A 24,929-nucleotide genomic window follows, 5' to 3' on the forward strand; every position below is an offset into this window, starting at 1 on the left:
ACGCTGGTGCGGACTCAGCCGCGGGTGCGGCGACGGAGCCTGCCGGCGAGGCGGGAGAGCCCCAGCAGCAGGAACCCGAGGGCCACCAGGCCCGCCGCGGTGCCGGCGATCGGGACGACGTCGGCGCCGGTCCAGGCGAGGGCACCGGTGCCGTTGCCGGAGCCACCGATCCCGGCGCCGGAGCCGTTCCCGGAGCCACCGCCGATGCCGGTGCCGGTCCCGGTCCCGGTGCCGGAGCCGCCGCCGGTCCCCGGCGTCCCGGGTGCACCCGGCGTTCCGGGGGTCCCGGGCGTCCCAGGCGTTCCGGGGGCCCCGGGCGTCCCAGGCGTTCCGGGCGTCCCCGGGGTGCCGGGCGTGCCCGGCTCCTCCGGGTCGACGGCGTCGTCCATCACCATGACGCGGAGCATCTGCGCCTGCGAGGTGAACCCGCCGACCGACTGGGTGACGCGCAGCATGTGACCGCCGACCGGCAGCGCCACCATGACCCACCACTCGCCGTCCTCGTCGGCCGTCGTGGCGACGGCGTCGCGGCCCATCGGCTGCACGGTGACGGTCGCGCCGGGCTCGGCGGTGCCCGTGACCATCAGGTCGTGGTCACCGTCCTCGTCGGCCATGTACTGCGAACCCGGTGTCGGCGAGGTGACCGCGAGCGGCTCCAGGGTGTCGACCACGATCGGCACCTGCGGCGCTGCCGAGGTCGTGCCGTTCACCGACTGCGTGGCGCTGATCGTCCACTCCCCCTCGGGGACGCGCTCGAACACGACGCTCCATGCACCCTCGTCGTCGGCGGTGGTGGTGCGGACCTGCCCGGTGGACAGGGTCACCGTCACCGCGGCGCCGGGGGTGGCCTGACCGGTCACCGTGAACGAGCCGGTGTCTCCGAAGCCGTCCGCCTGGATCAGCTGCCCGGGGTCGGGGCTCGTGATGACGATGCCCGTCTCCTGCGCAGCGACGACCGTGACGTCGGCGGTCACCGGGTCGGAGGTCCGACCGCCGACCGTCTGCGTCACCGAAACGGTGTGGTCCCCGAGCGGCACGCCACCGATCGTGACCGTCCACGAACCGTCGTCGCCGGCGGTCGTCGTGGCGGTCCGGCCGTCGACGTCGACCGTGACGGTCGCACCGGGCTCGGCGGTGCCGCTCACCGGGACCGACGTCGTCGACCCCGTGGTCGGGAACGCCTGGCCGTCGGTCGGGCTCGAGATGACGACCGGCGTCGCGGCCGTCACGGTGAAGCCGACCTGCGGAGCGTCGGTGGTGACACCGTCGACCGTCTGGCTGGCGGCGATCGTGTGGGATCCCTCGTCGACGTCCCGCACCGTCACGGACCACGTACCGTCGTCGTCCGCGGTCGTGGTGACCGCGGTGCCGTCGTCGATGCGGACCGAGACGGCGGCGTTCGGTGCCGAGGTGCCGGTCACCCGCACGTCGGTCGAACCGCCGAGCACCCGGTGGTCGGTGCCGTCGGCCGGGCTGGTCACGACGATCGCGTCCGCGGCGGCGGCCACGACGGTCACGTCCCGCTCGATCGCATCGGACGTCGTGCCGTTCACGACCTGGGTGACGACGAGCGTGTGGTCCCCCGCCGGCACGTCGGTCAGCGTGGTTTCCCACCGCCCGTCGGTGCCGACACGGACCACGACCGGGTCGGCGTCGTCGAGGACGACGCGGACCGTCGCGCCGGGCTGACCCTCGCCACCGACCGGGACGGTCGCGGTGGGGTCGGTGCTCGGCACGGTGAACGTGGTGTCGTCGGCCGGGGCGGTGACCGTCAGCGCGGCACCGGGTGCCACGGTGAAGGTGCTGCGCACCACCGCGGACGTCGAGCCGTCGACCGTCTGGGTCGCACGGATCGTGTGCTCGCCGACGGTGGTGTCCGGCAGTTCGACGCTCCAGGTGCCGGCGTCGGTCGCGGTCACGGTCCGGGCGTCGCCGCCGTCGATCGTGACACGGACCTCGGCACCGGGCTCGGCGGCCCCCGCGGCGGTGAGGGTCGCGACGGAGTCGCGCTGGGCGACCCGGATCGTGGTGCCGTCCGCCGGGGTGGCGATCGTGATCGGGTCGGCGACGAGGACGCGGACGTCCACCGTCACCGGCGCGGACTCGGTGCCGTCGATGCGCTGCGTGACGCTCACGGTCGTCGTGCCGGCCGGCACACCGGGGACCGAGACGCTCCACGCGCCGTCGTCGTCCGCGGTGGTCGACTCGGTGCGACCGTCGCCCAGGTCGACCACGATGGTCGCGCCCGGCTCGGCGGTGCCGGCGACGTCGACCGTCGTCGTGCCGTCCCCGTCGGCGACCGTGTACTCCTGGCCGGCCGTCGGCTCGGTGATGACGACGGGCGCACCCGCGTCGATCTCGAACGTCGTCTCGACCGGGGTGGTCGAAGTCGAGCCGTCGACGGTCTGCGTCACCTCGACGGTGTGCTCGCCGACACCGAGGTCCGGCACGTCGACGCTCCACGAGCCGTCGTCACCGGCGGTGACCTCGACGGGGTCGCGGTCGTCGACGGTGACCGTCACCGTGGCGCCGGGCTGGGCGTCACCGGCGACCGTCACGGTCGTCGTCGCGTCGCCGTCGGCCACCGTGATGGGGTCGTCACCGGGCTCACGGATGGTGAGGTCCGCGGCGGCGACCACGGACACCGGTCGTTCGACCGCGGCACTCGTGGTGCCGTTCAGGGCCTGCGTGACCGAGGCCGTGAACGAGCCGGTCGGCACGTCCTCGACCGTGGTCGCCCAGCGGCCGTCCTCGTCCACGGTCGCCGTGGCGGTCCCGCCGTCGCCGAGGTCGACCGTGACGGTCGCGCCCGGCTCACCGGTGCCCGCGAAGTCGACCCCGGTGGCGGCGTCGTCGTCCGCCACCGTGACGGTGGTGGCACCCCGCGGGGTGGACACGACGAGCGGGGCTCCGGCACGGACCGACACCCCCGCCGTCACCGGCGTCGAGGTCTGCCCGCCGACGACCTGCGTCGCGGTGACGCGGTGGTCACCGACCGGGACGTCCTGGAAGGTGGTCTCCCACCGGCCGTCCTCGTCCGCGGTCACCGTCTCGGTCTCGCCGGTCGAGATCCGGACCGTCACCTCGGCGTCGGGCTGCGCCCGACCGGTCACCTCGACGTCGGCGGTGCCGGACGTGTCGGCGACCGTCAGGACGTCACCGTCCTCCGGGGTCACGATGGCGAGCGCGGTTCCGGCCCGCACGGTGACGGTCTGGTCCGGACTGGAGGCGGTGGTCCCGCCGACCGTCTGGCTGGCGGTGAGCGTCGGGGTGCCGACACCGACCCCACCGAACGTGACCGTCCAGTCGCCGTCCGCGTCCGCGGTGGTGGTCGCCTCGTCGTCGCCGAGTCGCACCGTCACCGGCGCGCCCGGCTCCGCCGAACCCGTGACCACGACGTCGCGCGTCGCGTCGGCGTCCGGCACGAGGAGGACCACGTCGGTCCCCGGTGCGGTGATCGTGACGGCGTCGGCAGCCTCGATCGTGACCGTGCGTTCGACGGGGTCGGAGGTGCGCGGGTCGGAGACGGTGCCGGCCAGGGTCTGGGTGACCGTGACCTGGTGCTCGTCGACACCGAGGTCGGGGAACGTGACCGACCACGTGCCGTCGGCACCGACCGTCGTCTCCTGGCCCTCGGAGCCGGCGAGGGTCGCCGTGACCGCGGCGCCGGGCTGGCCGGTGCCGGTGACCGTGACGTCGCGCACGACGTCCGGTCCGGCGACCGTGATCGGGTCCGTGGCCGGACCGGTGATCGTCAGCGCGTTGGCCGTGACGACCTCGAAGGTGATCGGGACGGCGCTCGTCACGACGTCCTCGACCTCCTGGCTCGCGGACGCCGTGTACACGCCGGTCGGGGCGAGACCGGTGGCGTCGACCGCCCAGCGTCCGTCGTCGTCAGCCGTGGTGGTGAACCGGGTGCCGGGGCCGACCGAGACGGTCACCGCGGCGCCGGGCTCGGCCGTGCCGGTGATCCGGACGGTCGCGGTGGCGTCGGCGTCGACCACGACGAAGCGTGCGCCGCTCGCCGGGGTGTCGATGACGATGGCGTTGCCGGGGACCACGGTGAAGTCACGCGTGACCACCGGGCCGTCGGTGCCGTTCACGGTCTGCACGGCCTCGACGGTGTGCTCACCGATGCCGAGCTGCGTGGTCGGGAGCTCCCAGTTGCCGGCCGTGTCCGTGACGACCTCGACGGGGTCGCCCTCGTCGATCGTGACGGCGACGGTCGCGCCGGGCTCCGCGGTGCCGCGGACGACCACGTTGGCCTGCCCGCCGGTGCCGGCGGGGACCTGCTGGGCGTCACCCGGTGCCACGATGACGAGCTCGTCGCCGGCCTCGACCGCGAAGTCACGGTCGACCGGTGCCGAGGTCGCACCGTCGACGGTCTGGGTGACCGTCGCGGTGTGGTCGCCGGTGCCGACGTCGGTGAGGACCACCGACCAGGCCCCCTGCGGGTTCGCGGTGGTGGACACCGCGTCGCCGTCGTCCAGGACGACCTCGATGCGGGCGCCGGGCTGCGCGGTGCCCCGCACGGTGACGTCGACGACGGAGTCGTCGGTGGCGACCGTGACGGTGGCGTCCTGCGCCGGAGCGGTGACGGCGAGCGGGGCGCCCGCCTGCACCGTGACGACCTGGCGGACGGCCGGCGAGGTGGTCCCGCCGACGGTCTGCGTCGCCGAGATCGTGTACCGACCGACCGGGACGTCGGTGACGGTCAGCGTCCAGGTGCCGTCGTCGTCGGCCGTCGTGGTGGCGGTCAGTCCGTCGCCGAGCGAGACCCGCACCTCGGCGCCGGCCTCGGCCGTGCCGGCCAGGTCGAGGTCGGTGGTGGTGTCGGCGTCGAGGACGGTGACGACGTCGCCGTCCTCGGGCTCGGTGGTCGCGAGCGGGTCGCCCGCCTCGACGGTGAAGGTGGTCTCCACCGGGCCGGACGTGGTGCCGTCGACGCTCTGACGCGCCGTGACGGTGCGCTCCCCGACCGGGACGTCGGCGAAGGTCGTCGTCCAGGCACCGTCCTCGTCGGCGGTGACCGCGGCGGCGAACGAACCACCGATGCCGACGGTGACCCGGGCGTTCGGGGCCGCCGAGCCGGACACCGTCACCGGGGTGGTCGAGCTGTCGTCGGCGACGGTGATGGTGCTGCCGTCGGTCGGCTCGTCGATGGTGAGCGCGGGGGCCGCCGTCACGGTGAAGTCCCGGGTGACCGCGGCGCTCGTGGTGCCGCCGACGGTCTGGGTGACCTCGGCCGAGTACTCCCCGGCCGGGACGTCCGTGACGCTCGTCGACCAGGTGCCGTCGGCGTTCGCGCGGGTGGTGGCGGCCAGGCCGTCACCGAGGTCGACGTCGACGCGGGCACCGGCCTGTGCGCTGCCGGAGAACGGGACGGACCGGGTGTCTCCGGCGAGCGGGAAGTCCTGGTCCGCCGTGGGGGTGTCGACGGTCAGGCCGGCCGCGGCCACGACCCGGAAGGACCGGGTGACGGGTGCCGAGGTCGTGTCGCCGACGGTCTGCGTGACGCTCGCCGTCTGCTCGCCCACCGGGACCTCGGGGACGGTGACGCTCCAGGCGCCGGCGTCGTCCGCCGTGCCCGTCGCGGTCACGCCGCCGCCCAGGTCGACGCTGATGCGCGCGTTCGCCGTCGCGGTGCCCGTCAGGGTGACCGGGGCGGTCTCCCCCGTGGTGGTGAAGGTCTGACCGGCCGTGGGGGTGGTGATCGTCAGTGCACGCTGGGCGACGACGGAGAACTCCTGCGTCGCGGTGCCTGCTGCGGTGCCGCCGACCGTCTGGGTCGCGGTCGCGGTGTACGCACCGGTGGGGACGGCGGCGATGGTCGTCGTCCAGGTCCCGTCGGCAGCGACGGTCGCGGTGCCGGTCCGGTCCCCGCCGAGGCTGACGGCCACGCTGGCGCCGGGCTCTCCGGCCCCGCTCACGACGACGCTGCGGGTCGAGGTCGCCGACGGCACCGTGAACTGCTGTCCGGCCGTGGGTGCCGTGATGGTCGGAGCCGCGAACGCCGTGGCGCGCACGGTCGAGGTGGCGAGGTCCACGGTGGCGACGTTCACCCCGGGGAGCACGGAGAGCCGCAGGGCGTGCACGCTCCGCGATCCGGTGTCGTACCCGCGGGGGTCCCGGAAGCCCGTGGTGTCCTGCGCGTTCACGGTGAGGTCGACGACCTGACGGAGCAGCAGCACGACGGGGCTCAGCAGGGTGGAGACGGCCGAGGTCGTCGCCGTGAGCGTCGTGCCGAGGTTCGTCAGGGCCGTGCCCGTGACCAGGGGACGCACGATGGTCTGCAGTGCCGGGACGACGACGGTGTTGACCGCCGGGGCGAGCAGGGTGCCGAGCGCGTTCAGGCCGAGGGGGCCACCGGTCGCGGTCACCGTCGCAGTGGCAGGGGACGTGCCGGCGAGGGCGCCGAGCGTGGTGTCCGCGCGCAGCGCGAGTCCGGCGAGCGGGAGGCCGGCCGCGTTGACGTTCGCGGTGACGTTCACCCGCACGGCGGTCGAGTTGATCGTGTTGACGACCGCGGTCTGCAGGGCCGTCGGCAGCTGGGTGCCGAGGATCGTCGTGATGCTCCGGTTGATCGAGCTCACGGCCGCCTCGGTCAGTACCGACGTGTTCGCCGGCTGGCCGTTCAGCGTGGTCAGCTGGTCGAGGTCGACCGTGATCGCGCCCGTCGCCGGTGTGATCGTCACGGCGCCGTCGGTCAGGGGTTCCTGCAGGACCCGGGTCAGGGTGTCGTCGAGGTTCAGGTCCACGGTCGCGGTGACGTTCGTGCCGTTGACGTTCACCAGGCCGAGGGTCGTGCCACGGAGCAGCCGCTGGATGTCGGCGGTCAGGGCGGTCGTGGTGCCGGAGAGGGCACCGTTCGCGCCGACCGCGGAGTTCACCGTGCCCGAGAAGGTGCGCAGGTCGTTCCGGAGCGCGGTGCTGAGTCCGGCGATGGCCGGGCTCGTCAGGTTCAGGTCCGCGCCGGCGATCCGGTAGTCCGTCGTCGTCCCGACGGTGGTGCCGCGCGTCGCCTGGATCCGGGACGCCAGGGCCCCGACCCGCAGCTGCGCGTTCGACAGCACCGTGGTGTCGGCGCCGACGCGCGAGAACAGCGGGTTGAGGTCGAGCGTCGCGGCGCCGGTGCCGGACCCCGTGCCGACCCCGATGCCGCCGTCGTTCGTCAGGAGCCCCGACGACGCGGTCGCACCCGTGGCCGAGGTCGTGGCGTACTGACCGTCGACGCCGAGGGTCAGGATGCCGTTCGGGCCCAGCAGGTTGACATCATTGCCGAGGTTCACCCCGACCGCGTTGAGCGCCGTCAGGTTGAGCGGCTGGTTCGTGATGCCGCCGCCCGCGGTCGCGCCCCGCGCGGAGTACGCGCCGCCGAGCTGGGCGACCGCGTCGGCGTTCACGATGCCGGAGCCGCTGAGCAGCAGCCCCTCGGCCTCGGCGACGTCGGTCTGGGCGGCCGCAGCGGGTTGGATCGCCACGGTGGCGGCGATGAGCGCCGTCACCGTGGCGACGACGCCGCCGCGCAGGAGGAGCCGCCGACCGTCCGTCGCTCGTCCTCGAGCTCGGCCATCGGCGCGGGTGATCCGTCGTGTCCGTTCGTCCGCTGCGGAGGGTACGGGGGTACCGGGCAGCGACGCGTGCCTGCGCATGCGTGTCTCTTTTCCTGGCGGGCGCGCCCGCCACCTGATCCTCGGAATCCACCGCTGGTGAGGCGGCGGAGGCTCCTCCGCTGGTGAGGCGGTGGAGGGTCGGAACCCTGGTTGGGGATTCCTGAGGCAGATCTTTACACATGATCAGGAAGCTGTCCGCAAGCATCGACGAAAAAGGACGCGAGACCTCCCGAACGGGGGGACACCGGGGAGCCGACTCGACCCGGAACGAAGAAGACTCCTCACGCACCCGCCAGAGCCTGGTTACCCTTGCTGCGTTTCCGCCCTGGGGGAGTTGGCCTGGATGGCGTCACGTGAGGAGCCGCCGAGAAGTCTACCGGACGCGACGGGCAGACTCGAACACATGAAGATCGCCATCGCCGGAGGACACGGCCAGATCGCCCTGCTCCTCGCCCGCCAGATCACCGACGCCGGCCACGATGCCGTCGCGATCGTCCGCAACCCCGCGCACGTGGCCGACGTCGAGCAACAGGGGGCGCGTGCGATCGTCGCAGACCTGGAGCAGCTCGGCGACGACGACCTCGCGCTCCGCCTGCGCGGTGTCGATGCCGTGGTGTTCGCCGCCGGTGCCGGGCCGAACAGCGGCGCCGAACGGAAGCTCACCGTCGACCGCGACGGTGCGATCCTGCTCGCCGACGCCGCCGAGCGTGCCGGCATCGAGCGGTACGTGATGATCTCCGCGATGGCGGCCGACACCTACGACCCCGAGCTCGCCGTCGTGCCAGCGCAGGACGACGCCGCGGTGTTCCAGGTCTACCTGCGGGCGAAGGCCGAGGCGGACGCGAACCTGCGGGCCCGACGCCTCCGCTGGACGATCGTGCGTCCCGGCGGCCTGCTCGACACGCCGCCGCAGGGCACGGTCCACGTCGGCCGGACGGTGCCGCGCGGCTCGATCCCCCGCGCGGATGTCGCGACCGTCGTCCTGCACGCCCTGCTCGACGACGCCGCGGTCGGCGTGCAGTTCGAGGTCACCAGCGGCGATACCCCGATCCCGGCGGCGCTGAACGCGCTCACCTGACCCGTCGGTGCCGCCCGCACCGTGCGCGCTTCGTCACACCGTGCGAGCTCCTCGCCGAAGGTGCCGGGCCGCGCACCGTGCGCCCCTGCTCACCCCGTGCGCACTTCCGCGCCCCGTGCCGCGCTGCAAGCGCGCACCCACCAGGCAACCCCGCGCCAGCCGACGAACGCCGCACCGTGCCGCCGCGACGCGACCCACGGACGGACCGGAGGCACGGAGCCAGGCCGCCCCGTGCCTCCCGTCCGCACCGTGCGCACCTGCTCACCCCGTGCGGACTTCCGCGCCCCGTGCCGCGCTGCAAGCGCGCACCCACCAGGCGCCCCCGCACCGTGCGCGCCTGCTCACCCCGTGCGGACTTCCACGCCCCGTGCCGCGCTGCAAGCGCGCACCCAACAGGCAACCCCGCACCAGCCGACGAACGCCGCACCGTGCGCCGCGACGCGACCCACGGGCGGACGGGAGGCACGGCGCCAGCCCGCCCCGTGCCTCCCGTCCGCACCGTGCGCGCCTGCTCACCCCGTGCGGACTTCCACGCCCCGTGCCGCGCTGCAAGGGCGCACCCAACAGGCAACCCCGCACCCACCGACGAACGCCGCACCATGCGCCGGACGCGACCCACGGACGGACCGGAGGCACGGAGCCAGCCCGCCCCGCGCCTCCCGTCCGCACCGTGCGCACCTGCTCACCCCGTGCGGACTTCCGCGCCCCGTGCCGCGCTGCAAGCGCGCACCCACCAGGCAACCCCGCACCAGCCCACGAACACCGCACCGTGCCGTCGCAACGCCCCGACGCCCCGACGCCCCGACGCCGCGTCACGCGGCGGCACGGCGCCACGCGTCAGAGCGCGACCGCAGCCGACTGCCGGGCGATCTCCAGCTCCTCGTTCGTCGGGATCACGAGCACCGCGACCCGTGAGCCGTCGGTGGAGATGCGGCGGGCGTCCCGCGATGCCAGCTCGTTCCGGTCCGGATCGATCTCGATGCCCAGGTGCTCGAGCCCCGCGAGCACACGCCGCCGCAGCAGCGCGTTGTTCTCGCCGACCCCCGCGGTGAACACGACCGCGTCGAGCCCGCCGAGCTGCGCCGTGTAGGCACCCACGTACCGACGGATGCGGTGGCGGTACACGGCGAGCGCCGCCTCCGCCTGCTCGTCGCCCTTGGTGGCGGCGTCCTGCACGTCGCGCATGTCACCGTTGCCGGTCAGGCCGAGCAGGCCGGACCGCTTGTTGAGCATGGTGTCGAGCTCGTCGAAGGTCATCCCGGCCTCGCGGTGCAGGTGGATGAGCACCGCGGGGTCGAGGTCACCGGAGCGGGTGCCCATGACGAGCCCCTCGAGCGGGGTGAGGCCCATCGAGGTCTCGATGGACTTGCCGCCGTCGATCGCCGCGACCGAGGCGCCGTTGCCCAGGTGCAGCACGATCGTCTTGAGCTCGGCGAGCGGCCGGTCGAGGAACTCCGCGGCCTGCTCGGAGACGTACTTGTGGCTGGTGCCGTGCATGCCGTATCGGCGGATCCCGTACTCGGCGGCCAGGTCGGCGGGGATCGCGTACGTGTACGCGTGCGGGGGCATGGTCTGGTGGAACGCGGTGTCGAACACGGCGACGTGCGGGACGTCCGAGAAGACCTGCTTCGCGGCGCGGATCCCCTCGAGGTTCGCGGGGTTGTGCAGCGGCGCGAGGCTGTTGAGGTCCTCGATCTGCTGCTCGACCTGGTCCGTGACGACCGTCGCACGGTCGAAGGTGGTGCCGCCGTGCACGACGCGGTGGCCGACGACGGCGGGCGGGTGCTCGTCGAACGACGGCCCGACCTTCGCGAACGCGTCGATCATCGCCTGGAACCCGGCCGCGTGGTCGGGCACCGACGCGGCGTCGTTGGACGACGACTCCCCCGTCAGCGCGTTGGTGTGCTTCCAGGCCCCGGCGGACTCGCCGATGCGCTCGACGAGCCCGGAGGCGAGCGTGCGCTCGTCCTCGAGTTCGATGAGCTGGTACTTGAACGAACTCGAGCCGGAGTTGACGACGAGGGCTGCGGTCACGGGGTGGTCACTTTCTGTCGGGCCTGGAGGCGCGGTGCGGGTCGGGCGGTCAGGCCGCGTCGGTCGCGGTGCCGGCCTGGATCGCGGTGATCGCGACGGTGTTCACGATGTCGCCCACCAGGGCGCCGCGCGACAGGTCGTTGATCGGCTTGCGCAGGCCCTGCAGGACCGGGCCGATCGCCACGGCGCCGGCCGAGCGCCGCACGGCCTTGTACGTGTTGTTGCCCGTGTTGAGGTCCGGGAAGATGAACACCGTTGCGCGACCCGCGACCGGGGAGTCCGGCATCTTCGTCGACGCGACCGTCGGGTCGGCCGCGGCGTCGTACTGGATCGGGCCCTCGACGAGCAGGTCGGGCCGGCGTTCCCGCACGAACGCCGTGCCGGCGCGCACCTTGTCGACGTCGGCGCCGGAGCCGCTGTCGCCGGTGGAGTAGCTGAGCATCGCGACGCGGGGGTCGATGCCGAACTGGGTCGCGGTCTCGGCGGACGAGATCGCGATGTCAGCGAGCTGCTCGCTCGTCGGGTCCGGGATCACCGCGCAGTCGCCGTAGACGAGCACGCGGTCGGCGAGGGCCATCAGGAACACGCTCGACACGATCGAGGTGTCCGGACGGGTCTTGATGATCTCGAACGACGGCCGGATGGTGTGCGCGGTGGTGTGCTTCGCGCCGGAGACCATGCCGTCGGCGAGCCCGAGCTGCACCATCATCGTGCCGAAGTACGAGACGTCGGTGACGGTGTCGCGGGCGAGCTCGATCGACATCCCCTTGTGTGCGCGGAGCCGGGTGTACTCCTCGGCGAAGCGCTCACGCAGCTCGGGGTCGAACGGCGAGACGAGCTGCGCGGCCTCGAGGTCGAGGCCGAGCTCGGTCGCCCGCGTGCGGATGGCCGCGGGGTCGCCGAGGATCGTCAGCTCGCAGACCTGGCGCTGCAGCAGGGTGGAGGCGGCGCGGAGGATGCGGTCGTCCTCGCCCTCGGGCAGGACGATGCGCTTGCCGTAGCTGCGCGCCCGGTCGAGCAGGCCGTGCTCGAACATGAGCGGGGTGACGACTCCGGACGGGGCGAGCTGCAGGCGGTCGCGCAGGGCCTCGGCGTCGACGTGCTGCTCGAACAGGGCGAGCGCGAGGTCCGCCTTCCGGGGCGAGTCGGCGGCCAGGCGGCCACGGGTCTGGGTGATCCGGAGGGCGGTGTCGTACGTGCCGAGGTCGTTCTGCGCGATCGGCAGCGAGCTCGACAGGCCCTCGAGCAACCGCGACACCTGCGGGGCGATCTCGAACCCGCCGTTCAGGATGACGCCGGCCAGGCTCGGGAACGTCTCGGACTGGTTGGCGAGCAGCGTGGCGATGAGGACGTCGCTCCGGTCACCCGGGACGACGACGATGCCGCCCTCGATCAGCCGGGGCAGCACGTTCTCCATGCTCATGCCCGCGACGACGGTGCCGAGGGCCTCGCGGTCGAGCAGGGCGTCGTCACCGCGGACCAGCGTGGCGCCGGTGGCCTGCAGCAGGGCGCGGACCGTCGGGGCGACGAGCACGCGGTCCTCGGGGATCGCCCACACCGGCACGTCCGGGTGGTCGTCGTGCACGGCCTGCTCGACGCTCGTCACGATGGCGGCGAGGGCGTCCGGGTCGGCACGGTTCACCACGACACCGAACAGCTGCGCGTGTGCCGCCCGCAGCTCGCTCGTCGTGACGTCCGCCACCTGCGCCATGCCCTCGGGGGTGCGGGCCGCACGTTCGGCGGCGTCGCGGCCACCCAGCACGAGGAGCACCGGAGCGCCGAGGTTCGCAGCGACCTTCGCGTTAAAGGACAGCTCGGTGGGGCTGCCCACGTCGGTGTAGTCGGACCCGAGCACCACGACTGCGTCGCACTGCCGCTCGACCTGGGCGAACCGGGTGACGATGGTGCCGAGCGCCGCCTCGGGGTCAGCGTGCACGTCGTCGTAGGTGACCCCGACCGCGTCGTCGTACGAGATGCCGACGGCCGTGTGCTGCAGCAGCAGCTCGAGCACGTAGTCGGGTTCGACGACCGATCTGGCGACGGGCCGGAACACGCCGACGCGGCCGACGGACCGGGCGAGGGTCTCGAGGACACCGAGGGCGACGGTGCTCTTGCCCGTGTGCCCTTCTGCTGACGTGATGTAGATGCGGGTCGACACGAGGCCCAGGGTAGTCGCCGGACATGTCACGACATCTGGGAGCACCGGCACCGACGACACGCGGTCGTGAGCACCGCGCAGAACCTGTACCATTGGGTGTCGCCGTCGCGAGACGGCGTCAGGAGAATTCGCCTAGTGGCCTATGGCGCACGCTTGGAAAGCGTGTTGGGTGCAAGCCCTCGGGGGTTCGAATCCCCCATTCTCCGCAGCGAGCAAGGCCGAACCACCACGAAGGACCCGCACCGATCGGTGCGGGTCCTTCGTCGTTCCACGGGCGATCGGTCCCCCACCCTGCGGACGAGCGCGTGCCCTGTTCGCCCTCGGTTGGCCGGGAAACGCCCACCAGGGGTGGAACGGGCTGTCCCCGGTACCCGTCGGTCGCCTATGCTGGCGGAGCGAACGGCTCCGGGACGAGCCGACCGCGGTGCATCGAGCGGCAGGGGCGTCGCTCGGAGGGCGTGCTGGTCAGCGTGCCCGGAACACCCGAGGGGACGAGGAGACGCGCCATGGGGGACACCACCGTGCCCGCAGTGCCCGTGCGACCCGCCGTCTTCGACACGGTCCTCCGTCCGCGCCGGTCCCTCGTCCGTTCCACCGCGCTGAGCATCGCCTTCTCGGCCGTGCCGCTCGCCGTCGCCCTGGTCTGGGTCTCGTTCCCGTTCCGCACGTGGGCCGTGTTCGCCGGCGTCGTCGTCGCGATGGCCGCGGCCGTCGGCATCGTGTTCGTCCGGCTGCACACCGCGTTCATCGGGATCGACGACGACGGCCTGACGATCCGCGGGGTCCTCACGGCGCACCGGCGGGTCCCCCGCGAGCGCGTGCACAGCCTGGTGCTCGCCACGACCTTCGGATCGTCGGTGGACCGGACCGTCCGGGAACTCGTCGCCTTCGACCGGACCGGCACCCACCTCTTCCGGCTCCGCGCCGACGTGTGGGGGGACGATGGGCTCGACCGGGTCGTCGACGCGCTCGGCGTGCAGGTCGTCGAAGAGTCGCGGCCGGTCTCCGCCCGCACCTTCGCGAAGCGCTACCCGACGAGCCGCGCCTGGTACGAGCAGCGGTCGGCGTTCCTGCTCGTCGGCGGCCTCGTCGTGCTGGTCGTCGGCGGGTTGCTCGCCGTCGAGTTCGCCGGCCTCAACGCCCGCTGACCCACCGGCGGACCGGTCAGCGCCGACGCCGCAGCGTCGAGAAGATCCCGCGCACCACTTCCTTCGCGATGGTCCCACCCAGCCCGGAGCCGAGCAGGTCCGACAGCGGGTCCCCCGCGGATCGCCGCGTGCCGGACCGCTGTGTCCCGCCCGACCGACCGGAGCGCCGCGCCTCCGACGCTCGCTCGGCCCGCTCGAACTCCCGCTGCTGCCGCTCGTACTCCTGCTGGGCATCCGCCGACGCGTCCGCCGCGGCGGCGGCCGCCGCGTCGGCTGCCGAGGCGGCGTCGGAAGCAGCGGCCGCCGCCTCCATCCGGCGCGCGAGCACCTCGCGGGCCGAGTCCGGATCGACGCGGGTGCCGTAGGTCGCCAGGAGCGGTGAGGCCTGCACCCGTGCGGCCATCTCGTCGGCCGGCATCGGGTCCATCGACCCCTGGGGTGCGCGCAGCCGGGTCCACGCGACGGGGGTCGGCGCGCCCCGCTCGTTCATCACCGTGACGATGGCCTCGCCGGTCGCGAGCGACGTGAGCACCTCGCCCAGGTCGTAGTCGCTCGTCGGGTAGGTCGACACCGTCGCCCGGAGCGCCTTCGCGTCGTCCGGGGTGTGGGCGCGGAGCTGGTGCTGGATGCGCGACCCGAGCTGCGCCAGCACGTCGTTCGGCACGTCCTTCGGGGTCTGCGTCACGAAGAAGACCCCGACACCCTTCGACCGGATGAGCCGCACGGTCCGCACGATCTGCTCGGTGAAGTCCTTCGACGCCCCGGTGAACAGCAGGTGCGCCTCGTCCAGGAAGAACACGAGCTTCGGCTCGTCCTGGTCGCCGACCTCCGGCAGCTCGTTGAACAGGTCCGCCAGCAGCCACATCAGGAACGTCGAGAAGACCTCCGGCCGGTCCTGCACCCCGGGCGCCTCGAGCAGGCTGACGATCCCCCGCCCGTCCGCCGCCGTCCGCAGGAACACCTGCGTGTCGATCTCGGGCTCGCCGAAGAACTGGTCGGCCCCCTGGTCGGCGAAGGTGACGAGCTCCCGCAGGATCACCCCGGCGGTCTGCTTCGACAGGCCCCCGAGCTCGGCGAGCTCGCCCTTGCCCTGCTCGCTCACCAGGAACGTCAGCACGCTCCGCAGGTCGTCGAGGTCCACCAGCGCCAGGCCCTGCTGCGTGGCGTAGTGGAACACCAGCCCGAGCGAGGACTCCTGCGTGTCGTTCAGCCCGAGCACCTTCGACAGCAGCAGCGGCCCGAAGCCCGAGACGGTGGCGCGGATCGGCACGCCGGTGCCCTGCCCGCCGAGCGAGAACAGCTCGGCCTGGCTCGCGACGCCCTGCCACTGCTGGCCGATGCCCGCGGTGCGGTCGAGCAGCTTGTCGTTCGCCTGCCCCGCGACGGCCAGGCCCGACAGGTCGCCCTTCACGTCGGCGGCGAACACCGGCACCCCGTTCGCCGCGATCTGCTCGGCGAGCACCTGCAGCGTGCGGGTCTTGCCGGTGCCGGTCGCCCCGGCCACCAGCCCGTGCCGGTTCAGCATCGCGAGCGGGATCCGGACCTGCACCTCGGGCACCGCTGCGCCGTTGACCAGGGCACCGAGTTCGATCGCGCCTCCGTCGACGGCGTAGCCGTCACGGATGGCCGCGACCGCGTCCGGTCCGAGCGGGCCGGCTTCGGCACGGACGGGAGGCACGGTGCCGGTCGCCGCCGTCGCCACCGGATCCGGGGCGGTCGCGTCGACCGCCGCGGCAGGGGTCGTGGGAGCCGGTGCGGCCGCAGGGGCGGGCTCCGCGTCGGGCGCGAGCCGCGCCTCCAGGCCGGTGGGTGGCGGGGACCCGACGACCGCGGGTTCCGCGTCCGCGGTGAGGACAGCCTGCTCCTCCGCCGCCAGTGCGGCGGCGAGCTCCTCGGCTCGCCGCGCCGCTTCGTCGGCGAGCCGACGTGCCTCGTCGGCGGCCTGTCTCGCTGCCTCGGCAGCCGCTCGTGCCCGCTCCGTCGCGTCGCTCATGGGCACAGCCTAGGGACCGGAGCGCGCGGCGGTCCGGGTCGTCAGTGTGTGAGCGCGGGGACCGTCCGGGGACGGACCACGAACCAGAGCATCAGGATCGCGACGGCGGCGGTCGACGCCATCACCATCGCCATCGGGGTGGCCGTCGTGATGCCGAGCCAACCGACCACCGGCGATATGAGCCCGGCGACGCCGAAGTTCAGGGCGCCGAGCACCGAGGCGGCTGTCCCCGCCTCCTTCCCGTGGGCGGCGAGACCGATGACCTGCACGAGCGGGAACGAGAACCCGCACGCGGCGATGAAGAACCACAGCGGGACGAGCACACCGACCAGACCGGCCCCGAGCTGGTCGAGGACGATGATCGCGAGCGACGCCAGCAGCAGGGTCGCGGTGGAGCACGCCAGGATCCACTGCGGACCGACCCGCTGGGCGAGCCGCGACGAGATCTGCACGCCGAGGACGACCCCGACCGAGTTGACGGCGAAGAGCAGCCCGTACTGCTGCGCGTCGAGCCCGTAGACCTGCTGGAACAGGAACGGTGACGCGCTGAGGTAGGAGAACAGCCCGCTGAACACCATGGCGCCGATGAGCGCGACGCCGACGAAGATCCGGTCGGAGAACAGCGCCTTGTAACGCTGGCCGATGGTGGAGTGCCCGGCCTCGTGCCGGCGGGCCGGGGGCAGGGTCTCGACGATGAGCAGGATCGAGGCGATGACCACCGCCAGGCCGTAGCAGGCGAGGAAGACGAAGATGCCGCGCCAGCTGGTGAACTGCAGCATCTGCGAACCGATGAGCGGCGCGAGGATCGGTGCGAGGCCGTTCACCATCGCCAGGCGGGACAACATGCGCACCAGCGGCTTGCCGCCGAAGAGGTCACGCACCGTCGCCATCGCGACCACACCACCGGCTGCGGCGCCCATGCCCTGCAGCACGCGGAACACCGCGAGCAGCTCGATGTCCGGCGCGGTCGCGGCACCGATCGACGCGGCGATGTGCACCGTCGTCGCGATGATCAGCGGCAGTCGGCGGCCCACCTTGTCACTCCACGGGCCGACCAGGAGCTGCCCGATGGCGAAGCCGAGCGTCGTCGCGGTGAGCGTCAGCTGGACCGCGCCGTCGGTGACGCTGAACTGGTCCTTGATCGCCGGGAACGCCGGCAGGTACAGGTCGATCGTGAACGGACCGAGCGCCGTGAGGGCGCCCAGGACGAAGACGTAGACGAGCCGCTGCCCGCGGGAGAGCGAGTCTCCCGGGTGCAGGACGACCCGGAGCGAACCGGTGGTGGCGGGCGCGGTCACGAGACAGGAGTCCTTCGACGATGAGGGGGCGGGGGGTGATCGCGGGTCGATCGAATCGATTCGTCCGCGGAACCATCCTACGGTCGCCGGTGCGTGCTCGGCGCCGCCGGTGCGGGCCGCCCGCGTGAAGCGGCTGGTGCTGCCCCTCGGCCCGGCGCGGACCATGCGGTAGCGTCGGGTTGCTCGGGGGCCTTCCGGGTGAAGCGGATCAGAAGGGGGTGGGCGTCATGGTGGATGCCCGGATCCTGCACACCACTGCAGCGCTGCGCGAGGCGATCCTGCGACTCGCCGCGGACCGACCGGTCTCGGAGATCACCGTCGCCGACGTCACGCGTGCCGCCGGCATCAACCGGGCCACGTTCTACTCGCACGCCGTCTCCCCCGGGTCGCTGCTCGCCGACGTCCTGACGCCGGAACTCGACCGCATCCGGCAGGACGACGCCGACGAGCGCCGAGCCGCCGCCGACCGGGGCGCCGGGGCCGATGAGCTCGCAGCCATCACCCGGCGCGGCATCAACGCCGTTGTCGAGCACGTGACCACGCACCGCGACATCTACGGCAAGGCGCTGCCGGACCCGAACGACGCGTCGCTGCACCGGCTGCTCGTCGAGCACTTCACGGTGTCGAGCGCCCTGCACATCCGCGAGCTCGACCCCGCCCACCGGCCCGACCTGCTGGACGACGTCGCCGCGGGGTTCGTGGCGCAGGGCTTCGTCGGGGCGATCGAGGCCTGGCTCGCCGGGCCCCGTCGGTCGCGGAAGGCGCTGGTCGAGACGATCACGCTGTCGTTCCCCGCGTGGTGGAGCTGAGCGGACCGCTCCTACTCGGCGTCCGTCGTGTCGCCGTCCGTCGGGTCGGTCTCCGGCTTCTCGCCGCGCTGCAGGGACTGCACGACGTCGACCGCCGTCGCCGCGGTATCGGCGTCGTCGCCCTCCGACGGAACGCGGTAGTCCGCGGACACCCCGTCCCCACCGGTGCCGGTCGCGGGCAGCGGATCACCGAGGGACACCACGACGACCCCGGCGTCGTGGGCGGTCTGGATCACGCCGGTCAGCGCGGACGGCCGGGCGGCATGCACGAGCAGGGCCTTGGCCCCCTTCCGCACGAGCTGGGCGACCGCGGTCCGCTGGAACGCCGCTGCACCCGATGCCGGAGCGACCCGGACGTCCGGCCGGAACCCGGCGTCGGTCAGGTCGGTGCGGAGCCGGTCGGCGAGAGCCGCGTCGTCGTGCACCAGGACGACACCTATCACGGCCTGCTGGTCGAAACCCCCGTCGGAGCTCGTCAGGTCGGTGCTCTGCACGGGTGTGGGGGCAGCCGACGTCGTGCCCTGGCACCCGGCCAGGGTCAGGGCCGCCGCCAGGGCAACGGTCACGGCGACGATGCGCAGCACGGTGGTCTCCTCTTCGGTCCGGTCTGCCACGCTACCCGGCGGCCGGGCCGTGCGACGACGGAGTCCGCGACGGGACTGTTCCGCCCGGGCCTGCCGGGGCTGTCGTCACCGGCGCAGGCACGGGGCCGAGCCGTCGGACGGCCGCGATCGCCAGCGCGGCGAACCCGATCATCGCCGCGAACACCAGGGGGAACGACACGGTGCCGTCGGCGCCACCGGTCGCGGTGAAGAGCAGGCCGGTCACCGCGAGACCGATCACGCTGCCGGCGGCATCGGCGATCGTCAGGGCCGAGCTCGCGAACCCGTCGTCGCCCTCGCCGGAGAACCGCAGGGTCAGCATCGAGGCGCGCGGGTAGATCGCCCCCATGCCCGCGCCGCCGACGAACCAGCCGGCGACCAGCACCCACCACGACAGGTCGAACGTCGCGACCGCGAGCGCGGTCACCAGGCTGACGAGCACCAGCGTCAGCCCGACCCCGAAGGTGCGACGGGCGGTGAGCCGCCGCTCCCCCAGGCGGCCGTGCGCCCAGCTCGACGCGGCCCAGCTGAGTGCCGCCACCGTCAGGGCGAGCCCCGCAGCGGACGGCGACAACCCGTGTTCGGCCTGCAGCAGGAACGGCACGTACGCCTCGCTCCCGAAGAACGACGCGGCGACGAGCCCGCGCAGCAGCACGACCGACGGCAGCCCGGCCGCGGCGCGGAACGTCCCGGTCGGCAGCAGCGGCCGCAGGGCGAACCAGGTGCCGACCAGCCCGACGACGACCGCCGCGACCATGCCCCACGGGGTCAGGTCCGGGGCCACGTTGAGCAGCAGGATCGACACGGCCGCCGCCACCGACCACCCGATCCGGACCCGCTGCCACGGCGGGCGGAGCGACGCGGCCGGGGCGTGCAACCGGCCGAGGGTCGGCACGAGCAGGACGAACGCCGCCAGCGCGATCACCAGGGCCCCGGCGAAGACCCAGTGCCAGTTCCAGGTGTCGGTGACGATGCCGGCCAGCGCGGGACCGATCAGCGCGGGGACGACCCAGGCTGCGGCGAACCCGGCGAACACCGGTCCGTGCAGCTCGGCGGGGAAGATCCGGGCGACCAACACGTACAGCACCACGTCGATGGCCCCGGCGCCGAACCCCTCGATGAGCCGCCCCGCCAGGAACACCTCCATGGTCGGCGCGAGCATCACCACGGCGGTCCCCACGGCGAAGAACACCGCCGACACCCAGGCCACGATCCGTCCGCCCGCACGGTCGGCCCAGTTGCCGGCGAGGACCATGCCGGGCACCCCGGCGGCGAGTGGCGCGGCGAAGGCGAGCGCGTACAGGGTCTCGCCGTCGAGGTCGCGGCTGATCACCGGCATGATCGTCGTCATCGCCAGGTTCTGGAACGCCGCGACGCCGACGATCGCGACCATGCCGATCGTCGCGAGGGCGTACGGCCCGCTCAGCAGGCTGGTCCGCGACGCCGTTGTGCTCACCCGATCATCGTAGGGGCGGGCGCCGACGACACGGTGGCGCGTCCCGCGTCCCGCGTCCCGCGTCCCGCGTCCCATGTCCCGAGTCCCGAGTCAGCAGTGCCCGCGTCACCGCGGCAGCAGGGCCCGCTTCAGCGCGCCAGCGCCTGCTCCAGGTCCGCCACCAGGTCGCCGGCGTCCTCGATGCCCACCGACAGGCGGACCACGTTCTCCGGCACGGCCAGCTCGGTGCCCTTCACCGACGCGTGGGTCATCTCGCTCGGGTACCCGATGAGCGACTCCACGCCACCGAGCGACTCGGCCAGGGCGAACAGCTCCGTCGACTCCGCGAACCGCTTCGCCGCCTCGGCGCCGCCGGACAGCGCGACCGAGAGCATCCCGCCGAAGCCGCGCATCTGGCGGGCGGCGACGTCGTGCCCCGGGTGGTCGGGCAGGCCCGGGTAGTAGACGCGCTCGACGCCGGGCGCGACGACGAGCGCCTCGGCGACGGCCTGCGCGTTCCGCGAGTGCCGCTCCATGCGCACCGCGAGCGTCTTGATGCCACGGGTGGTCAGGTAGGCGTCGAACGGCGACGAGATCGCGCCCGCGCCGAACTGCAGGAACTGCACCTTCGCCGCGAGCTCCTCGTCCGCGAGCACGACGGCTCCGCCGACGACGTCGGAGTGTCCGCCGAGGTACTTCGTGGTCGAGTACACGACGACGTCGGCACCGAGCGACAGCGGCTGCTGCAGGTACGGCGACGCGAACGTGTTGTCCACGACCACCAGGGCGCCCGACTCGTGGCCGAGGGTCGCGAGCGCGGCGATGTCCGCGATCTTCATGAGCGGGTTCGTCGGCGTCTCGACCCACAGCACGGTGGTGGCCGGTGCGCCCTGCAGCGCCGCGCGGACCTGGTCGAGGTCGCTCATGTCGACGACGACGAGCTCGACGCCCCACGGCACGTGCAGCCGGCTCACCAGGCGGTGGGTGCCGCCGTACACGTCGTTGCCCATCACGACACGGCCTCCGGGGACCAGCGCGGCGCGGAGCAGGGCGTCCTCGGCGGCGAGCCCGGACGCGAACGACGACGCAGCGACGCCCCCGTCGAGGTCGGCGAGGAGCACCTGCAGCGAGTCGCGCGTCGGGTTGCCGGCGCGCGAGTACTCGTAGCCGTTGCGCATGCCGCCGACGCCGTCCTGCACGTACGTCGACGTCAGGTGGATCGGCGGGATGACGGCGCCGGTGGTCTCGTCGGGCTCCTGGCCGGCGTGGACGGCCCGGGTGCTGAACTCGGTCATGCTCGGTGGTTCCTTACTCGGAGAGGTAGGTGAGGAGGTCGTGCCGGGTCAGCACGGTGACGGGCTTGCCGTCCTCGACGACGAGGAGTGCGTCGGCCGACTCGAGCGCACGACGTGCCGCGGAGACCGATTCGCCGACGCCGATGAGCGGCAGCGGGTCGCCGACGAAACCGGTGAGCGCGTCCGACATCTTCGCGGTGCCGGTGAAGACCTGCTCGAGCAGTGCCTTCTCCTCGACGGCGCCGACGACCTCGCCGATGACGACGGGCGGCTCCGCGCTGAGCACGGGCATCTGCGAGACGCCGTACTTGGTCATGATGTCGACGACGTCGCGCACGGTGTCCGCCGGGTGCGCGTGCACCAGGTCGGGCAGGCGGCCGTCCTTGCCGGCGATGAGCGAGCCGACGGTGCGCTCGTCGTCGGTCTCGGCGAAGCCGTAGGAGCGCATCCACCGGTCGTTGAAGATCTTGCCGAGGTACCCGCGGCCGCCGTCCGGCAGCAGCACGACGACGACGTCGTCCTCGGTCAGGTCGCGGGCTGCGCGGAGCGCCGCGACGACGGCCATGCCGCTCGAACCGCCGACGAGCAGTCCTTCTTCACGCGCCAGGCGTCGGGTCATCGCGAAGGAGTCGGCGTCCGACACGGCGATGATCTCGTCCGGCACGCCGGCGTCGTAAGCACTCGGCCAGAAGTCTTCGCCGACGCCCTCGACCAGGTACGGGCGACCGGTGCCGCCGGAGTACACGGACCCCTCGGGGTCGGCCCCGACGATGCGGACGCCGCCGTCGGACGCCTCCTTCAGGTACCGTCCGGTGCCCGAGATAGTTCCGCCGGTGCCGACGCCCGCGACGAAGTGGGTGATCTGCCCCTCGGTGTCGCGCCAGATCTCCGGACCGGTGGTCTCGTAGTGGCTGCGGGGACCGTTCGGGTTCGCGTACTGGTTCGGCTTGTAGGCGCCGGGGATCTCCTGCACGAGCCGGTCCGACACCGAGTAGTAGGACTCGGGGTGCTCCGGCGCGACCGCGGTCGGGGTCACGACGATCTCGGCGCCGTACGCCGTCAGCACGTTGCGCTTGTCCTCGCCGACCTTGTCGGGCAGCACGAAGACGCACCGGTAGCCCCGCTGCTGTGCGACCAGGGCCAGACCGACGCCGGTGTTGCCGGAGGTCGGTTCGACGATGGTGCCGCCGGAGCGCAGGTCACCGGAGGCCTCGGCCGCGTCGATGATCCGGGTGGCGATGCGGTCCTTGGACGACCCACCGGGGTTCAGGTACTCGACCTTCACCAGGATGGTCGCCCGCACCCCCTCGGTCACCCGGTTGAGCTTGACGAGCGGGGTGTCGCCGACGAGGTCGACGACGGAGTTCGCGTAACGCACGGCGTCGAGTCTAGGACGCGGTCCCCGCGTCCCGCTGGGATGTGTCGTGCGCGGACAACGCACCGTGATCCCGCGGCGGGCGACGTGCCCTGGTCGCGCTGCGCGCCGGACGGGAGGCCCGTGCGGACGCCGCCACGGGCCTCCTGTCCGGCGCCCGGTCGCGACCACGACCGGTCAGGGCCGGACGACGTCCGCCGACGTGTTCTGCTGCCGGTGCAGCTGGGCGTACGTGCCGTCGAGGGCGAGGAGTTCGTCGTGCGTGCCCTGCTCGACGATCTGCCCGTGGTCCAGGACGAAGATGACGTCGGCGTCGCGGATCGTCGACAACCGGTGCGCGATCGAGATGGTGGTCCGACCGGCCGCCGCCGTGTCGAGCGCCGTCTGCACGACGTGTTCCGAGATGGAGTCGAGTGCACTGGTGGCCTCGTCGAGGACGAGCACCGGCGGGTCCTTCAGCATGACCCGCGCGATGGCGATGCGCTGCTTCTCGCCACCGGACAGGCGGTAGCCGCGCTCCCCCACGACGGTGTCGTAGCCGTCCGGGAACGACGCGATCGTGTCGTGGATGTTCGCCGCACGGGCCGCACGCTCGAGCTCGTCGTCGGTGGCGTCCGGCTTGGCGTACCGCAGGTTCTCGCCGATCGTGGCGTGGAACAGGTACGTCTCCTGGCTGACGATGCCGACGTGCCGCATCAGGTCCTCGTGCACCAGGTCGCGGACGTCCTGCCCGGCGAACCGCACCGATCCCTCGGTCGCCTCGTACAGCCGGGGCACCAGGTAGGACACCGTCGTCTTGCCCGCGCCGGAGGGGCCGACGAAGGCCGCGAACTGCCCGGGGCGCAGCTCGAACGACACCCCGCGCAGGGTCGGCTTGTCGGCTTCGCCGTCGGGGTAGGTGAAGACGACGTCGTCGAAGGCGACGTGGCCGACCTTCGACTCGTCCACGGGCCGGGCGGTCGGCGAGTCGGTGATGGCCGGCTTGAGGTCGAAGTACTCGAAGATGCGGGCGAAGAGCGCACCGGAGGTCTGCAGGTCGAGGACCACGCGCAGCAGCCCGACCGTCGGGAACAGCAGCCGGGACTGCACCGTCGTGAACGCGACGATCGTGCCGGCCGTGATCGGGACGTCGCCGATGATCAGGTACGCGGCGACGACGTAGATGATCGCCGGGATGATCGACAGGAAGATCTGCACGATCGCGAAGAACCACTGCCCGGACATCTGCTGGCGCACCTGCAGGGTGATCTGGTTGCGGTTCTCGTCCCCGTAGCGGCGGGTCTCGCTGGCCTGCTGGTTGAAGCTCTTCGCCAGCAGGATGCCCGAGACGCTCAACGCCTCTTGGGTGATGGCCGTCATGTCGGACAGCGACTCCTGCGTCTGCGCGGCGATGCGGGCCCGGACCTGGCCGACGCGGCGCTGCGCGATCACGAGGAGCGGCAGCAGGACCACGGCGACCAGCGTCATCTGCCAGCTCAGCAGGAGCATCGCGACCACGGCGGCGATCACGGTCACGGTGTTGCCGAGCACCGACGAGATCGTGTTGTTCAGCACGCTCGCCACGCCACCGACGTCGTTCTGCAGGCGCGACTGGATGACGCCGGTCTTGGTGCGGGTGAAGAACGCGAGCTCCATCCGCTGCAGGTGCGCGAACAGGCGCATCCGCATCGCACCCATGACCTTGTTGCCGACCGTCGCGGTCAGGTACGTCTGCCAGACGCCGACCCCGGCGCTCGCGATCCAGAGCAGGACCATCGCGGACACGAGCTCGACCAGCACCGGGACGTCGGGGCGACCCGACGGCGGGAACAACCCACGGTCGAACGCCTGCTGGGTGAGCAGTGGCGGCACGACCGAGATGGCCGCACCGATCAGCACGAGGACGACCGTGAGCATGATCGCCCGACGGTGCGGCTCGAACAGTGCGGCGATGCGCCGGACCAGGTGCGGGATCCTCGGCGCCTCGGCGTTGGCGGCCTTCTGCGCGCGGAAGTCGCCGCTCGAGATGCGCCCACCCCCGCGCGGACCGCCGCCTCGCCCGCCGTGTCCCATGCTCATGGAGCCACCGTAGCCCCGCGCCCGGACATCGAC

The 24,929-nt window shown here is 72.9% G+C and carries 13 protein-coding genes, 1 tRNA gene and 1 other RNA gene; 4 read left to right on the forward strand and 11 right to left on the reverse strand.

The window, feature by feature from the left end:
* Window positions 1-14: 14 nt before the first annotated feature.
* Window positions 15-7,652: a choice-of-anchor G family protein gene (locus DEI98_RS05080; RefSeq protein WP_146243427.1), complete on the reverse strand. Its 7,638-nt coding sequence runs from the start codon at window positions 7,650-7,652 to the stop codon at window positions 15-17.
* 230 nt (window positions 7,653-7,882) lie between these two features.
* An RNA gene (gene ffs / locus DEI98_RS05085) (signal recognition particle sRNA small type) lies at window positions 7,883-7,979 on the reverse strand.
* 37 nt (window positions 7,980-8,016) lie between these two features.
* Between ffs and DEI98_RS05090 the strand changes: the two genes are divergently transcribed.
* Entirely contained in the window at window positions 8,017-8,691 is a 675-nt protein-coding gene (locus tag DEI98_RS05090) for an SDR family oxidoreductase (protein ID WP_071405018.1), read from the forward strand.
* Between the two features lie 837 nt (window positions 8,692-9,528).
* On the opposite strand, the gene DEI98_RS05095 is transcribed toward DEI98_RS05090, so the two are convergent.
* Both DEI98_RS05095 and pta read right to left on the reverse strand, forming a co-directional pair.
* Window positions 9,529-10,725 (reverse strand): acetate/propionate family kinase, encoded by a 1,197-nt coding sequence (locus DEI98_RS05095; protein WP_027466390.1) that lies wholly within the window; start codon window positions 10,723-10,725, stop codon window positions 9,529-9,531.
* Window positions 10,726-10,774: 49 nt separating this feature from the next.
* A complete protein-coding gene (gene pta / locus DEI98_RS05100) occupies window positions 10,775-12,883 on the reverse strand; it encodes a phosphate acetyltransferase (RefSeq protein ID WP_111100130.1) in 2,109 nt (702 codons plus the stop codon).
* A gap of 121 nt (window positions 12,884-13,004) precedes the next feature.
* Between pta and DEI98_RS05105 the strand changes: the two genes are divergently transcribed.
* Window positions 13,005-13,089 (forward strand) — tRNA-Ser (locus tag DEI98_RS05105).
* A 300-nt stretch (window positions 13,090-13,389) separates the two neighbouring features.
* Window positions 13,390-14,031 (forward strand): hypothetical protein, encoded by a 642-nt coding sequence (locus DEI98_RS05110; protein ID WP_111100131.1) that lies wholly within the window; start codon window positions 13,390-13,392, stop codon window positions 14,029-14,031.
* Window positions 14,032-14,047: 16 nt separating this feature from the next.
* On the opposite strand, the gene DEI98_RS05115 is transcribed toward DEI98_RS05110, so the two are convergent.
* Window positions 14,048-16,024 (reverse strand): helicase HerA-like domain-containing protein, encoded by a 1,977-nt coding sequence (locus DEI98_RS05115; RefSeq protein ID WP_111100132.1) that lies wholly within the window; start codon window positions 16,022-16,024, stop codon window positions 14,048-14,050.
* 41 nt (window positions 16,025-16,065) lie between these two features.
* Window positions 16,066-17,322, reverse strand: a complete 1,257-nt coding sequence (locus tag DEI98_RS05120; RefSeq protein ID WP_051596893.1) for a multidrug effflux MFS transporter — start codon at window positions 17,320-17,322, stop codon at window positions 16,066-16,068.
* A gap of 227 nt (window positions 17,323-17,549) precedes the next feature.
* Between DEI98_RS05120 and DEI98_RS05125 the strand changes: the two genes are divergently transcribed.
* Entirely contained in the window at window positions 17,550-18,131 is a 582-nt protein-coding gene (locus DEI98_RS05125) for a TetR/AcrR family transcriptional regulator (RefSeq protein WP_138803833.1), read from the forward strand.
* 11 nt (window positions 18,132-18,142) lie between these two features.
* Here DEI98_RS05125 and DEI98_RS05130 read toward each other — a convergent pair whose 3' ends face one another.
* The 5 genes from DEI98_RS05130 to DEI98_RS05150 form a co-directional block, all read right to left on the reverse strand.
* Window positions 18,143-18,745 (reverse strand): substrate-binding domain-containing protein, encoded by a 603-nt coding sequence (locus tag DEI98_RS05130; protein ID WP_111100133.1) that lies wholly within the window; start codon window positions 18,743-18,745, stop codon window positions 18,143-18,145.
* A gap of 1 nt (window position 18,746) precedes the next feature.
* Window positions 18,747-20,189, reverse strand: a complete 1,443-nt coding sequence (locus tag DEI98_RS05135; RefSeq protein ID WP_110863382.1) for an MFS transporter — start codon at window positions 20,187-20,189, stop codon at window positions 18,747-18,749.
* A gap of 128 nt (window positions 20,190-20,317) precedes the next feature.
* Entirely contained in the window at window positions 20,318-21,463 is a 1,146-nt protein-coding gene (locus tag DEI98_RS05140; protein ID WP_056070707.1) for a cystathionine gamma-synthase, read from the reverse strand.
* A 13-nt stretch (window positions 21,464-21,476) separates the two neighbouring features.
* A complete protein-coding gene (locus DEI98_RS05145; RefSeq protein WP_111100135.1) occupies window positions 21,477-22,841 on the reverse strand; it encodes a cystathionine beta-synthase in 1,365 nt (454 codons plus the stop codon).
* A 174-nt stretch (window positions 22,842-23,015) separates the two neighbouring features.
* Window positions 23,016-24,890 (reverse strand): ABC transporter ATP-binding protein, encoded by a 1,875-nt coding sequence (locus DEI98_RS05150; RefSeq protein ID WP_111054426.1) that lies wholly within the window; start codon window positions 24,888-24,890, stop codon window positions 23,016-23,018.
* Between the last annotated feature and the right edge of the window lie 39 nt (window positions 24,891-24,929).

The organism is Curtobacterium sp. MCLR17_034 (assembly GCF_003234485.1).
GTDB lineage: Bacteria > Actinomycetota > Actinomycetes > Actinomycetales > Microbacteriaceae > Curtobacterium > Curtobacterium flaccumfaciens.

Coding starts and splice junctions, on each gene's coding strand:
- DEI98_RS05080 (WP_146243427.1), bottom strand. CDS start 7,652: ATGCGCAGGCACGCGTCGCTGCCCGGTACCCCCGTACCCTCCGCAGCG.
- DEI98_RS05110 (WP_111100131.1), top strand. CDS start 13,390: ATGGGGGACACCACCGTGCCCGCAGTGCCCGTGCGACCCGCCGTCTTC.
- DEI98_RS05150 (WP_111054426.1), bottom strand. CDS start 24,890: ATGGGACACGGCGGGCGAGGCGGCGGTCCGCGCGGGGGTGGGCGCATC.
- DEI98_RS05125 (WP_138803833.1), top strand. CDS start 17,550: ATGGTGGATGCCCGGATCCTGCACACCACTGCAGCGCTGCGCGAGGCG.
- DEI98_RS05115 (WP_111100132.1), bottom strand. CDS start 16,024: ATGAGCGACGCGACGGAGCGGGCACGAGCGGCTGCCGAGGCAGCGAGA.
- DEI98_RS05090 (WP_071405018.1), top strand. CDS start 8,017: ATGAAGATCGCCATCGCCGGAGGACACGGCCAGATCGCCCTGCTCCTC.
- DEI98_RS05140 (WP_056070707.1), bottom strand. CDS start 21,463: ATGACCGAGTTCAGCACCCGGGCCGTCCACGCCGGCCAGGAGCCCGAC.